Origin of the sequence: Leeuwenhoekiella marinoflava DSM 3653 (assembly GCF_900129005.1) — a bacterium.
Taxonomy (GTDB): Bacteria; Bacteroidota; Bacteroidia; order Flavobacteriales; family Flavobacteriaceae; genus Leeuwenhoekiella; species Leeuwenhoekiella marinoflava.
The window spans coordinates 13,028-27,301 of sequence record NZ_FQUN01000007.1 but is presented as its reverse complement, the minus strand read 5'-3'; the positions used below and the strand labels follow the sequence as shown (position 1 = coordinate 27,301).

Below are 14,274 nucleotides of genomic sequence, written 5' to 3'. Positions count from 1 at the left end.
TCAACAAAAACAATTCAAATATTAGTGTGTATGAAACTTAAAATAACCTTTCTGTTATTGCTGTCACTTGTTACTTTTGGAGTAACTGCACAGGATACCAAAACAGTTTCGGGTACTGTTACAGATACCCGTGATGTACCGTTACCGGGAGCAGAAGTAAAAGTTGTTGATAAAGACAACTACGCTGTTACCGATTTTGACGGAAACTTTTCTCTAGACGTTTTAGAAGGAGATCAAGTACGTGTTACGTATTTAGGATTCGAAGCTCAAACGTTTTCTATAACTAATGACGCTACTTATAACATTGTGTTGCAAGATCAGTCAAGCGAACTTGACGAAGTGGTTGTTGTAGGGTATGGTAATCAGAAAAAATCTGACATTACTGGTGCTATTGTATCTGTAGATAATGAAGAGATTACAAAACAACCTGCGACCTCAGCATTGACTTCTGTGCAAGGTAAAGTTGCCGGTGTAAACATTATCGCAAACGATGCTCCCGGTTCTACTCCTACCGTTTTAATGCGTGGTTTGGGTACTGCAGAAGGAGGTAGATCTCCTTTGTATATTGTAGACGGTCAGCCGTTAACAGATATTACCAGTATCAACCCTAATGATATTGAATCTATCGATTTCTTGAAAGGGGCTTCTTATGCAAACATTTACGGTATTCGTGCTGCAAACGGGGTTATTCTGATTACTACCAAACGAGGTAAACAGGGTAAAACAGTATTTTCATTTGAATCTTACTACGGTGCAAAAACCATTTTAAATCCACTTAAAATGGCAAACGCGCAGCAGTACACGCAATATTTTAATGAAGAAAGTGCTGCTAACGGAGGTTTTCTTCTTCAAGACAACCAGAGGTATAATACAGACTGGTATGATGAATTGCTACAAACCGGTACGATAAACAACAACAGTTTTTCAGTTTCTGGAGCAGGGGAAAATATAGATTACTTCTTGAGCTACAACCTGTATCAAGAAAAAGGAATTTTAGAAGGTCAAGAATATAACAGAGGTACTATTCGTAGTAACAACACCTATCATTTATTTAATGATCGTGTACGCATTATACAAAACCTAAACGTTGCCTATACCAATGAAAATCCAAAACCTTTTGGATCTTTCAGTACGGCATACCGCCAGTCCCCTTTAGTACCGGTACGTTATGACAATGGCCGTTTTGGACAATCATTTGTGAATCAAAACACCGGAGTTGTAGGTTTTACTACACAACCGGGCGAGACTTTAGGAAGATTGAACTCACACGGGAACCCGGTTGCTCAGGTATATTATGAAGACGAGCAAATCAACACTACCAGTCTTCAGGGACAAATCGCCGCAGAGTTTGATATTAACGAAGATTTAATGTTAACCACCCGTTTTGGAGCAACAAAATTTTACTCTACTAAGAAAACTTATAATGACATTAGAGATCAGTGGTTGAATGCAAATCCTAATCGTACAGAAGCTCAATTTGAAGCAGGAAGAGTCCCTGACGAAGATGGTGTTTCTACAGAATTTGCTAATAACTCATACACAATTAGACGCCTAGAATCGTATAGATGGAATATTGAAAGTTTCTTAACATACAATAAGTCATTTGATGAGCACAACCTTTCTGCTACTTTAGGTATTAGCCGTGAAAACTATGAAGGAGGTGAGTTTACCGAGGCTCAGGCTTATGATGTAAGACCAGAGCGTAACCTGCGTAACTTAAACTTAAGAACGAGTCAGCTCTTTAATGACAATGTTACCGGAGATACCTACCAAAGTACTAATCTACAATCATACTTTGGTCGTGTAGAATACAACTACGATCAGCGTTATTACGTGCGTGCAGTTATCAGACGTGATGGTACCAGTGATTTTGCCACAGGTGAGAACAACTTCTTTGGCTATTTCCCTGCGGTAAGTTTAGGTTGGACGATGACCAACGAAGCCTTTATGGAAGATAACGGCGTTCTGGATAATTTAAAATTCTTCGCCGGTTGGGGTAAATTGGGTAACCAGGCAATTCCTTTTAACGTACAGTCTATTAATGCAGAAGCAGGAAGCAACAATACCAATTATGTTTTTGGACCTTCACAGAGTCTAATTGTAGGAGCAGCTTTAGGTACTCCGGCAATTCCGCTTTCTTGGGAGGTAACTGAAGAATTTGAAGCTGGTTTTGACTTTGCTTTATTCAACCGTAAACTGTCTGGTACTATTGACTATTATAACCGTTTGAATACGAATGCGATTTTAAGCGTACGCCCTTTATTAAATTCTGAGTACAGCAGTAACTTCTTTGATGAAGCAGCTGAAATCTCTAACTCTGGTTTTGAATTTTTGGTAAACTGGAGAGATCAGATAGGATCAGACTTTAGTTATAATATTGGCGTAAACCTTTCAACCAATAAAAACCGCGTTCAAAATGTAAAACCGGCTTATGACGGTGCTATAGGTGGTGATTTAGGTAACGGGCGTATTACCAAACGTCTTGCAGAAGGGCAACCTATTTTTGCCTGGTGGATGTATGAAGCAGACGGTGTATGGCAAACACAAGAAGAGATTGAAAGCAATCCTTCATTAGTAAGTGCTGCTCCCGGACACTTACGCTACAAAGATCAAAACGGAGACGGTTTAATTGATGATCGTGATAAAAAGTATTTCGGATCTTATATCCCTACTTACAACTACGGTATTAACATAGGAGCCAACTACAAAAACTTCGACTTAAGTGTTTCTGGTTTTGGTGTTGGAGGTAACAAAGTTTACAACGGTTTATACAACACCCGTTTAGGTGGTGAAAACATTTCAGAAGAAATCTTCAACAAAAGATGGACCGGACCGGGCTCTACTAATGTGAACCCCGGTGCAGACCGTGATGTAGAAGCATCTTCATACTATCTTGAGGACGGTTCATATTTTAGAATCAACAACATTACAGTAGGATACACCCTTCCTGAAATCTCTTCATTCATAAACAGTGCGCGTGTATATGTAACCCTGCAGAATCCATTTATGTTTACTGACTATTCTGGTTTTACTCCAGAATTAAACCAAGATGGAGATCCTACCACAACTACAGGTGTAGAACTTTCTGCTTATCCTAACACCCGTTCATTTATTGTTGGAGCGAACTTCAAATTATAAAATAAAGCATTATGAAATTTATATATAAAACACTCCTATTTAGCCTTTTTACAGGCCTCGTCTTCATTAGCTGTGATGACTTTGTTGAAGAAGTAGATATTGTAGATCCTGTTGCCGAAGACGGCGAAGATTATCAACCCGTTGATTTTGTAAATGGTGTTTATGGGATGCATACTGAGTTTTCTTATGCATTCTCTTACCTAGGAATCACCGATATGATTTCTGATAACTCAGACAAAGGAAGTTCGCCTACAGACAGCGGTACAGACAAGCGTGCTTTAGATGAATTGAACTTCACCTCATCTTCTGTTTCAGTAACTGCTATGTGGACGATTTGGTACAAAACCATTGGTAGAGCTTCACAAACAATAGAAATAGCTAATACTTTTGAAGGTCAAACAGCAGTGCCTGGCGCTCGTGTTATTGGCGAAGCAAAATTCTTAAGAGCGCTTAACTATTTCTGGTTAGTACGTTCTTTTGGAGCAATTCCTATTCAAGAAATCAGTTTAGTAGAGCGTGCTCCTGTTGAAGAAGTCTATGAGTATATCGAGCAAGATTTGTTAGACGCTATAGACGCACTTCCTCTTAAAAGCGAATATGCGAACACAGAGCTAGGCCGCGCAACTAAGGGTGCTGCACAAGGCTTATTAGCTAAGGTATACTTGTATCAAGAAAAATGGCAAGAGGCTGCTGATATGGCAAACACGGTTATTACTTCTAATCAGTACAGCTTAGATCCTAACTATGCTAATGTATGGAGGGTAACCGGTGAAAATGGTCCGGGTTCTTTATTTGAAATTCAAGCACGTGGAGAAATCCCTCAACACGGTGTGCAACAGTACTCTCAAGTACAAGGAGCTCGTGGTGGCGATAATGGCTGGGGCTGGGGCTTCAATACGCCTTCCCAGAATTTGGAAGATGCTTTCAACGAAGCAGGAGATGATATTCGTCGCGATGCCACGATCATATTTGCCGGTGAAACTTTGTTTGATGGTCGTGTAGTTGACGCTGGTGTAGAGAACCCACGCTATAGTGAAAAAGCCTACTCTTCTGCAAATGCAGGACAAAGCGACGGCGATAAGAACATCAGAGTGCTGCGTTATGCTGAAGTGCTTTTGATACGTGCTGAAGCGCTAAACGAACTTGGGCAAAGCAGTGCTGCGCTTACCCCTCTCAATTTGGTTAGAACTCGCGTTGAATTACCAGCTATTACTGCTACAGATCAAGCTGAAGTGAGACAAGCAATCTGGACGGAGCGTCGTTTAGAATTAGCAATGGAACACGATCGTTGGTTTGATTTAGTGCGTACGGGTCAGGCTGAAGCTGCAATGGCTGCTGATGGCAAAACCTTTATCACCGGTAAACACGAGTTGTTTCCTATACCTAACAATCAGTTAGTGCAAACTCCCGAAATGGTACAAAACCCGGGATACTAATTCTGTAAATTTTAATCTCGATCATCGAGTAAAAACTAATTATGCGATATATTTTAATTGGATTGATTCTTTTATCCCTGCCAGGATGTAAGGGTCGTGACTCTAAAGCGGAAAAACGGGAAGTGCAAAACACTTCCCCGATTTCATCTTCTAATGATGAAGAAAGCCTGCTTGATTCGGTACAAAAACAAACCATTAATTATTTCTGGGATGGTGCCAATAAAGATTCGGGACTTGCTCCAGAGCGTATTCATCTAGATGACATTTATCCATCTGATGATAAAAACACAGTAACTATTGGCGGTACCGGCTTTGGTTTGATGGCAATTGTTGCCGGTGTAGAACGTGGGTTTATAACTAAAGATTCAGCTTTTGCACGCTTTCAGAAAATGGTTGATTTCTTAGATAAAGCAGACCGTTTTCATGGTGCCTGGCCACACTGGCTAGACGGTACGACCGGTAAAGTGAAACCTTTCAGTAAATATGATGACGGTGGAGACTTGGTTGAAACTGCTTTTCTGGTTCAGGGATTGCTTACCGTTGCTGAATATTACAAAGACGGTACTGAGCAAGAACAAGCTCTGGCTACTCAAATTCAAAGAATGTGGGAAGAAGTTGAATGGGACTGGTATACACAAGGCGAAGATGTGCTGTACTGGCACTGGTCGCCTAATGTAGGCTGGAAGATGAACTTCCCGGTAGGTGGTTATAACGAAGCGCTCATTATGTATGTGCTTGCTGCGGCTTCTCCTACACACCCTATCACTAAAGCTGTTTATGAAAAAGGCTGGGCTGTTGACGGTAAAATTGCTCAAGACACTACTGCTTACGGAATGCGTACAGTATTGAATCATTTTAAGCACGACGATGCTCCTGTTGGTCCACTTTTTTGGGCACATTATTCGTATTTGGGCTTAAACCCAAAAGGGCTTTCTGATCAATATGGAGATTACTGGAAGCTCAATGTTAATCATGCTAAAATTCAGTATGAGTATGCTTTGGAGAACCCTAAAGACTTTAAAGGTTATAGTGCTGATCTCTGGGGAATGACCTCAAGTTATTCTATCAATGGCTATGCCGGGCACCGTCCGGGTAATGACCTTGGTGTGATCTCACCTACTGCTGCCCTATCGTCTATGCCTTACACCCCTAAGGAAAGCAAAGCTTTTTTAAAGCATTTATATACAGATCTGGATTCTCTTGTTGGGAAGTTTGGTCCGTATGATGCGTTTAGTTTGCAAGATGACTGGTATTTACCACGCTATCTTGCCATTGACCAAGGACCTATCCCGGTGATGATTGAAAATTACCGCAGCGGTTTGTTATGGGATCTGTTTATGAAAAACGAAGAAGTACTCGACGGACTTAGAAAACTAGGTTTTGAGAGTCCGTATTTAAAAAACCAAGAAGATTAAATATTCAATCTACATAGTATTTGTATTGAACCTATTAGGATGTTCAAGTGACAGTAGCGATGCTGTCGCTGACCTCCCCAATGAAACTCCTGACGAAGGAAATGGGGGTGAAAACCCTAGTCCAGAACCAGAGTTGACTGATGCGGAACTTCTGGATCTCACTCAGAAAGAAACTTTTAACTATTTCTGGGATTTTGCAAACTCAGAATCCGGAGCAGCTCGGGAGCGCTACATTCCTGCGAATCCTTCTCAGGATGAAAACATTGTTACCACCGGAGGTACCGGGTTTGGAATGATGGGAATTCTGGTGGGTATTGAGCGCGGATTTATCTCCAGAACAGAAGCCTTCAACCGACTTTCAACTGTACTTGATTTTCTAAAAAATGCAGATCGTTTTCACGGTGCCTGGCCACATTGGTTAGACGGCCGTACGGGAGCGGTGATTCCTTTTTCTGACCTGGATAATGGTGCAGATTTGGTAGAAACAGCTTTTCTGGCTCAGGGTTTGATTACCGTAGGTGAATATTTTAAAACAGGTTCTGCTAACGAACAGAATTTAGCTGATGAAGCTTTTGCTTTAATTGATGGTATAGAATGGAATTGGTTTACGCAAGGCGAAAATGTACTGTACTGGCATTGGAGTCCTGACAACGACTTTGCCATTAACCTAAAATTGCAAGGCTACAATGAGACACTAATTACGTATATAGTAGCTGCCGCCTCTCAACACTTCAGTATTACACCTGAAGTTTATACAGAAGGCTGGGCGTTAAACGGAACTATCAAATCTAGCGCTGTTGCTTACGGCTATCCGCTTGAGGTGAAACATGCAGGAGCTGAGCAAACCGGTGGACCGCTTTTTTGGGCACATTATTCGTATTTGGGATTAAACCCATTTGGCCTTTCGGATGACTATGTGAATTATGAGACTGCAACTATAAACCACGCCCTGAGCAACTATGCGTATTGCGTAGAAAATCCGTTAGGATGGCGCGATTACGGGCAAGATCTTTGGGGACTTACGGCGAGTTACACAATTAATGCTAACGGAAGTTTAGGCTACAAAGCGCATCGGCCGGGTGATGACACCGGGATAATTTCGCCTACGGCAGCATTAAGCTCTTTTCCCTATACACCACAAGAATCAATGGCAGCCTTACGCAGTTTTAATAATCTTGATGATATACTTCTAGGACCTGCAGGTTTTTACGATGCGTTCAGTCCGCAACAAAATTATGCTGTTGCCGAAGCTTATTTAGCAATTGATCAAGGCCCTATTCTGATAATGATCGAAAATTACCGTTCCGGCTTACTCTGGAAATTATTTATGCAGAATGAGCAGGTACAAGCCGGTCTTGATAAACTCAATTTCAACTACACCATTCCACAATAAAGATTTATGAAAATCCAATTTGCGATATTAGTGACGCTTCTCTATTCAGGAATTGTACTGGCGCAAAACAGCTTTAAAAAAGCTGTTTACCAAAGCGCGGGTGACAGTTTGCAATACCGTATTCAATATCCTCTTAACTACGATAAAACCAAGCAGTACCCTCTAATCTTGTTTTTACACGGTGCAGGAGAACGTGGTTCAGATAATCAAAGTCAGTTAACCCACGGCGCTTCCGTTTTTACAAATACTGGTAATCGCAATGCCTTTCCTGCGATTGTGATTTTTCCGCAGTGTCCTAAAGATTCGTATTGGGCAAATGTAGATGTAGATCGTAGCACCTATCCTATTGGCATTACTTTTCATCCGGAAAACAAACCGACTCCGCATTTAAAAATGGCTGCGGAATTGGTCAATTCTTTTATTGAAGATGAAAAAATAGATACGTCACGCGTATACGTTGCCGGTCTTTCTATGGGAGGAATGGGAACCTATGAGATTGTACAGCGTAACCCGGATACCTTTGCTGCTGCCATCGCAATTTGCGGTGCCGGAAGCACAGAATCGGTAAAAGATTACGCACTAAAAACTCCGTTTTGGGTAATTCACGGTGCTGATGATAATGTAGTAAAACCTACATACAGCTTGCAAATGGCAGAAGCTATGCTAGATGCAGGAGCAAAACCTCGCGTGAGCATTTATGAGCACGCCAATCACAACAGTTGGGATTCTGCCTTTGCAGAACCCGATTTTTTACAATGGCTTTTTAGTCATACAAAAGCAAACTAAAAAACGCAACCCTATACTATGAAAAATAAATTTAACAAACTCGTTCTACTCGCAGCTATACTATGCTTCAGCAGTACGTTTGCCCAAAATAGAGCGCCTATACCAGAAGTAGAAGCGCTACTTAAAAAAATGACCCTTGAAGAAAAAATAGGTCAGCTTAATTTATTGACTCCTGGTGGTGGCGTTGCTACCGGTTCTGTGGTGAGTAAAAATGTAGAAGAAAAAATAAAAGCCGGAAATGTAGGTGGTTTATTCGGTGTTACCGGTCCTGATAAAATCAGAAAGGCACAAGAAATCGCCGTTAAAAAAACCCGATTGGGGATTCCTCTTTTGATTGGTTCCGATATCATTCACGGGTATAAAACTACATTTCCGATTCCGTTAGGTTTATCAAGCAGTTGGGATATGGAATTGATAGAAAAAACAGCTCAGATTGCAGCTCAAGAAGCCACGGCAGACGGTATCAACTGGAACTTTTCGCCAATGGTTGATATTGCACGTGATCCACGATGGGGACGTATTTCTGAAGGTGCCGGTGAAGATCCTTATTTAGGTTCGGCTATCGCAAAAGCAATGGTAACCGGTTATCAGCAAAGCGACCTTACCGAAGAAAATACCATGATTGCTACCGTTAAGCATTTTGCATTGTACGGTGCTTCAGAAGGTGGTCGCGATTACAACACGACCGATATGAGTCGCACTAAAATGTTTAATGAATATTTACCGCCTTACAAAGCGGCTATTGATGCCGGTGCTGAGAGCGTGATGAGTTCGTTCAACGACGTAGACGGTGTGCCGGCAAGTGGCAACAAATGGCTGCTAACAGATTTGCTCCGAGAGCGCTGGGGTTTTGACGGTTTTGTAGTTTCAGATTATACTTCTGTAAACGAAATGATCGCTCACGGAATGGGTGATTTACAAGCGGTTTCTACGCTTTCTATCAATGCCGGTCTGGATATGGATATGGTAGGAGAAGGCTTTTTAACCACATTGAAAAAATCTTTAGACGAAGGCAAAGTTTCCGAAGAAACAATTACTACAGCTTGCCGTCGTATTCTGGAAGCTAAATACAAATTGGGACTTTTTGACGATCCGTATAAATATTCAGATAGTAAAAGACCCAAACGCGATATTCTAACAGCTGCCAATAAAAAAGTAGCTCGTGAAGCGGCATGTAAATCTTTTGTGTTATTAAAAAATGAAAACAACATCCTTCCATTAGCAAAAAATGCAAAGATTGCTTTGGTTGGTCCACTAGCTGATAATAAAAATAATATGTTAGGAACTTGGGCTCCTACCGGAGATCCTCAGCTTTCAACACCTATTTTAGAAGGATTGAAAAATGTTGCGCCAAATGCGCAGATCACTTATTCAAAGGGTGCTAATATTTCTAACGATACCGCATACGCGAAAAAAATAAATGTTTTTGGACCGCGTATCGAAATCTCAAAAGAAACCCCCGAAGCTTTACTAGAAGAAGCTTTAACCAATGCTAAAAATGCAGATGTGATCGTTGCCGTTGTAGGCGAGGCTTCAGAAATGAGTGGAGAATCTTCAAGCCGTACCGATATTTCTATTCCAGATAGTCAAAAAAAATTGATAAACAAATTGGTTGAAACCGGTAAGCCGGTCGTTTTAGTGTTAATGAGCGGTCGGCCACTGGTTATCACTGATGAGCTAAATCTTCCTGTAAGTATTTTACAAATATGGCATCCAGGTATTGAAGCCGGTAATGCTGTTGCAGATGTACTTTTTGGTGATTACAATCCGTCAGGTAAATTAACGGCTAGCTGGCCACAAAATGTTGGCCAAATACCGGTTTACCACAGTATGAAAACTACCGGTCGTCCTGCTCCTTCAACAGCGTTTTTAAAGTTTAAATCGCAATATTTAGATGCGCCTAATGCACCTGCATTAGCATTTGGATACGGTTTGAGTTACACCACTTTTGAGTACAAAAACTTGCAATTAAATACTGCCAATATTGAGCAAGGTGATGATCTTACCGTAACAGTAGATGTGACCAATACTGGTGATTATGATGGCGAAGAAGTGGTGCAACTATATCTTCACGATCTCGTGCGCAGTCTTACACCTCCTATGCGTACGCTTAAAGGTTTTCATAAAGTATTTCTAAAGAAAGGCGAGACTAAAAATGTTACACTAACTTTAAAGGCCGATGATTTGAAATTCTATAACGGTTCGCTTGAGTTTATAGCAGAGCCGGGGGAATTTGAAGTTTTCGTTGGTGGAAACAGCAATGCTTCCTTAAAAGAAACCTTTACACTAAACTAAATTATACCCGGTATGAAACGCCAGATCAGCATTCTTTTTTTATTCGTATTTATTAGCCTCGCTACGCAGGCACAAGAAAAATATGTAGGTCAAATTTATGCCGATCTGGTTAAATCAACGCATACGTATACAGATACGCTGAAGCTTGATTTTTACACTGCTAAAGGAAATAAAACTGATGAAACCAGACCGCTAATACTTCTGGTTCACGGTGGCGGATTTAGCGGTGGAAATCGCGACAACGCGATGGAAGTAAAGTTCTCTCAGGCAATGGCTACTAAAGGTTATGCTGTGGCATCTATGAGTTACAACCTTACGCGAAAAGGTAAAGCCACAGGTTTTGGTTGTGCGTGTCCCGCTTCAGAAAAGATGGTGACGTTTAAACAAACAACTGCTGACATCCTTAAAGCAATTGCTTATTTAAAATCGAATTCAGAATTCAGTTTTGATGCTGAAAAAATCATTCTTGCAGGCAGCAGTGCCGGTGCAGAAGGTGTATTAAACACCGCATATATGGCCAATCATCCTGATTTTAAAAATCTGGGTGATTATCCTAAAATTGCGGCTGTAGTTTCACTTGCAGGCGCTGTGGTTGATGCGCGTTACATTACAAAAAATAATGCGGTTCCGGGGTTTTTTATTCATGGAGATGCAGACGATCTCGTACCTTACGCCAGTCAGCCCCATCATTTTTGCGCTTTTGACACCCCGGGATTTCTACCGCTTGACGGCGATGCTCATATCGCAGCAAAGCTTAAAAATCTTGATGCCTCTTATACCTTATTAACCGCGCCTCAAGGCAATCATGATTGGGCAAATCTGGGATATGCTTTTGTTCATGAAATCGCTTTCTTTTTAAATGCTGTAGTCAATCAAAATGAATTGATTCAGCACGAAGAGGACGTTGAAAAAAAATAGTTATATGAAAAAGCTTCTTTTGGTATTTTTTGCTGTTTCAGTATTTATAGCTTGTAAAACCGAAACCAAAGAAAAAGAATCTACTTCTGAAACTGAACAGCAACACCCCAATATTGTGTTTATTATGTCTGATGATCACGCATTTCAGGCCATCAGTGCATATGGGCATCCGGTAAGCCAGTTGGCTCCTACCCCAAATATTGACCGCATTGCCAACAACGGGATGCGAATGGATCGGGCTTATGTAACCAACTCAATTTGCGGACCGAGCCGAGCGGTAATTCTTACCGGTAAACACAGTCATATTAATGGGTTTCGTCAAAACGGGGATCGTTTTGATGGCGATCAACCTACGCTTCCTAAAAAGTTGAAAGAACTGGGATATACCACGGCTATTTTAGGGAAATGGCATTTACACGGATATCCACAAGGTTTTGATTACTGGAATATTATAAAAGATCAGGGCAATTACTATAACCCAGACTTCATTAAAGCCGGTGACACTTCTAGAATAGAAGGTTATGCCACAGATATTATCACCAAAGACGCGATAAACTGGCTAGAAAAACAGCGGGACACTACCAAGCCGTTTTTTATGATGGTGCATCACAAAGCACCACACCGCAACTGGATGCCGGCATTGCGGCACACAAACAAGTACGATTCTATTAATTTTCCGTTATCGGAAAGCTATTTTACAGATCACGATGGTTCGAAAGCTTCAAAAGAGCAATTGCAGACTATTTATAAAGATATGTATGAAGGTCATGACTTAAAAATGACTAAAAATTTAGGTAGCCCGGAGCTGGCACACAACCCGTGGGCCAAAGACTTTGACCGAATGACTCCTGAGCAACGCACTGCCTGGAACAAAGCATATCAGCCTAAAAATGATGCTTTTCATAAAGCTGATTTACATGGTAAAGCTTTAGCAGCGTGGAAAGGTCAGCGTTATTTACGCGATTATATGGCAACCATTGCAGCAGTTGATGAAGGCGTAGGAAACATTTTAGATTATCTCAAGACTCATAATCTGCATGAAAATACGATTGTGGTTTACACTTCAGATCAGGGGTTTTATCTGGGCGAAAAGGGATTTTTTGATAAACGATTTATGTATGAAGAATCTTATCGTACACCGCTTCTGGTACAATACCCCAAAGCCATCAAAGCCGGAAGCCACAGCGAAGCTTTAGTACAAAATCTAGATTTTGCACAAACCTTTTTAGATTATGCACAAGGTGATTCTTTAGCTACCGATATGCAGGGACAGAGCCTGCGGCCAGTATTTGAGCAACAAATTTCTGATGACGATTTCAGAGGGGTTTTGTACTACCACTATTATGATTTTCCTGCATTTCATATGGTAAAAAAGCACTACGGAATCAGTACCAAAAGGTATAAGCTGATGCATTTTTATGATGATATTGACGAGTGGGAGTTTTACGATTTGGAGAGCGATCCTCAAGAATTGGCAAATAAAATTGATGATCCTGCCTATAAAGATATTATTGAAAGTTTGCATAAAAGACTAGATTCTGTACAGGAAGCTTATGGCGTTACTGCCAAAGAATTTGAACAAGCATCCCCTGAGCGTGTTGCTCGTGAATACAAGAATTTTGAACGTTTGCGTGGCACGCCTATGCAGTAGCATTTAATATTCTCATAACTTGTACTTTTCAGTTTAATGAGGACATTTGTTTAATTTCGCTATTAATTCAATTTAAAATATGAAATCACTTTTCTCCCTTTTAAGTCTGCTTTTTTGCCTGAATGTTGTCAATGCACAAGAAGTAGGTTTGATGACCTATAACATTAGAATGTCTACTGAATCTGATGGCGCCGATGCCTGGAGCAAGCGCAAAGAATTTTTAACCAGTCAGGTTTTATTTTACGCACCCGATGTGATGGGTGTTCAAGAAGCTTTACCTGAGCAAATGGATTATTTAGATAAAAACCTTACCGGATATAAGCACGTAGGCGTGGGTAGAGAAGGAAAAAACAAGGGTGAATTCTCGGCGATTTTTTACAATGCTTCAACCCTAAAACAATTAGCGCATGATACCTTCTGGTTATCTGAAACTCCTGAGAAGATTTCAACGGGGTGGGATGCTGCTTTACCGCGTATTTGTACCTATGCCCTCTTTAAGGATAAAAAATCTGGTGAAAAATTCTATGTATTCAACACCCATTTTGATCACGTAGGTATAGAAGCCCGTAAAAATGCTGCAGCACTTATTCTTAAAAAAATAAACGAACTCAACCCCAAAAACTATCCGTCATTTGTAATGGGGGATTTGAACCTGGAACCCGAAAGTGATCCTATCGCTGTTCTAAAAACTGAATTGGACGACACCTATGAACTGGCGCCTAAGGGTTCTTTTGGACCAAAAGGTACATTTAACGGATTCAAATTTAATGAGCCTGTTAGCCGAAGAATAGATTACATTTTTCAAAAGAAAACCAATTCTTCTAAAGTCCTGAAGCACGCTACACTGAGTGATTCTAAAGATTTGCATTATGCATCAGACCATTTACCGGTTTACGCTTTGATAGACTTGAAGCCTTAAATTTTTGAATTATATAATCAAAATCAAAAAACTAATGTTATTTTTGTTGAATCATTAAGAAATAACAGCAGCTTCGCGCTGCATCTTTATAAAGAAGTTGTGTTGTTTCCGAAGTGATTCGGAAACTGGTTTTGTAGTGAAACCTTTGAGAAGCTTTACCTTTATTGGTGAGGCTTTTTTGTTTTTAACGGTTTTTACTCGATAATCGAGATTTTTAAACCTGCTTACCGCAAGCAGGTGCTCTAAGGCTTGCCTTAGAGTCAAAAGCTGTTTCATTTTAATGCATTGCAGGCCTGCCTTTGTCGGCAGACAAGCTTAACCCA

General features: G+C 40.7%; 9 protein-coding genes. All 9 read left to right on the top strand.

All coding sequences use genetic code 11. From position 1 onward, the window contains the following. Window positions 1-30 precede the first annotated feature (30 nt). The 9 genes from BUB91_RS06240 to BUB91_RS06200 all read left to right on the top strand — a co-directional run bounded on the left by BUB91_RS06240 (window position 31) and on the right by BUB91_RS06200 (window position 13,951). Window positions 31-3,138 (top strand): SusC/RagA family TonB-linked outer membrane protein, encoded by a 3,108-nt coding sequence (locus BUB91_RS06240; RefSeq protein ID WP_073098345.1) that lies wholly within the window; start codon window positions 31-33, stop codon window positions 3,136-3,138. 11 nt (window positions 3,139-3,149) lie between these two features. After that, window positions 3,150-4,574 carry a RagB/SusD family nutrient uptake outer membrane protein gene (locus BUB91_RS06235; protein ID WP_073098343.1) on the top strand — a complete coding sequence of 475 codons (1,425 nt, stop codon included), beginning with the start codon at window positions 3,150-3,152 and terminating at the stop codon, window positions 4,572-4,574. A 41-nt stretch (window positions 4,575-4,615) separates the two neighbouring features. Beyond that, window positions 4,616-5,989, top strand: a complete 1,374-nt coding sequence (locus BUB91_RS06230) for a glucoamylase family protein (protein WP_073098341.1) — start codon at window positions 4,616-4,618, stop codon at window positions 5,987-5,989. Between the two features lie 25 nt (window positions 5,990-6,014). Continuing rightward, complete coding sequence (locus BUB91_RS06225; protein ID WP_241652577.1) at window positions 6,015-7,382, top strand: glucoamylase family protein; 1,368 nt, start codon at window positions 6,015-6,017, stop codon at window positions 7,380-7,382. Window positions 7,383-7,388: 6 nt separating this feature from the next. Next, entirely contained in the window at window positions 7,389-8,168 is a 780-nt protein-coding gene (locus BUB91_RS06220; RefSeq protein WP_073098337.1) for a carboxylesterase family protein, read from the top strand. Between the two features lie 18 nt (window positions 8,169-8,186). Beyond that, window positions 8,187-10,463: a beta-glucosidase BglX gene (bglX, locus tag BUB91_RS06215; protein WP_073098335.1), complete on the top strand. Its 2,277-nt coding sequence runs from the start codon at window positions 8,187-8,189 to the stop codon at window positions 10,461-10,463. Between the two features lie 12 nt (window positions 10,464-10,475). After that, complete coding sequence (locus BUB91_RS06210; protein WP_073098333.1) at window positions 10,476-11,381, top strand: alpha/beta hydrolase; 906 nt, start codon at window positions 10,476-10,478, stop codon at window positions 11,379-11,381. A 4-nt stretch (window positions 11,382-11,385) separates the two neighbouring features. Then, a complete protein-coding gene (locus BUB91_RS06205) occupies window positions 11,386-13,032 on the top strand; it encodes a sulfatase family protein (protein ID WP_073098589.1) in 1,647 nt (548 codons plus the stop codon). Between the two features lie 79 nt (window positions 13,033-13,111). Continuing rightward, window positions 13,112-13,951, top strand: coding sequence for an endonuclease/exonuclease/phosphatase family protein (locus BUB91_RS06200; RefSeq protein ID WP_073098331.1), 840 nt, complete (start codon window positions 13,112-13,114; stop codon window positions 13,949-13,951). Window positions 13,952-14,274: the final 323 nt, after the last annotated feature.

What these genes read in the sequence shown, in the direction of transcription:
- BUB91_RS06240 (WP_073098345.1), top strand. Translation starts at nt 31, where the DNA reads ATGAAACTTAAAATAACCTTTCTGTTATTGCTGTCACTTGTTACTTTT.
- BUB91_RS06235 (WP_073098343.1), top strand. Translation starts at nt 3,150, where the DNA reads ATGAAATTTATATATAAAACACTCCTATTTAGCCTTTTTACAGGCCTC.
- BUB91_RS06230 (WP_073098341.1), top strand. Translation starts at nt 4,616, where the DNA reads ATGCGATATATTTTAATTGGATTGATTCTTTTATCCCTGCCAGGATGT.
- BUB91_RS06220 (WP_073098337.1), top strand. Translation starts at nt 7,389, where the DNA reads ATGAAAATCCAATTTGCGATATTAGTGACGCTTCTCTATTCAGGAATT.
- bglX (WP_073098335.1), top strand. Translation starts at nt 8,187, where the DNA reads ATGAAAAATAAATTTAACAAACTCGTTCTACTCGCAGCTATACTATGC.
- BUB91_RS06210 (WP_073098333.1), top strand. Translation starts at nt 10,476, where the DNA reads ATGAAACGCCAGATCAGCATTCTTTTTTTATTCGTATTTATTAGCCTC.
- BUB91_RS06205 (WP_073098589.1), top strand. Translation starts at nt 11,386, where the DNA reads ATGAAAAAGCTTCTTTTGGTATTTTTTGCTGTTTCAGTATTTATAGCT.
- BUB91_RS06200 (WP_073098331.1), top strand. Translation starts at nt 13,112, where the DNA reads ATGAAATCACTTTTCTCCCTTTTAAGTCTGCTTTTTTGCCTGAATGTT.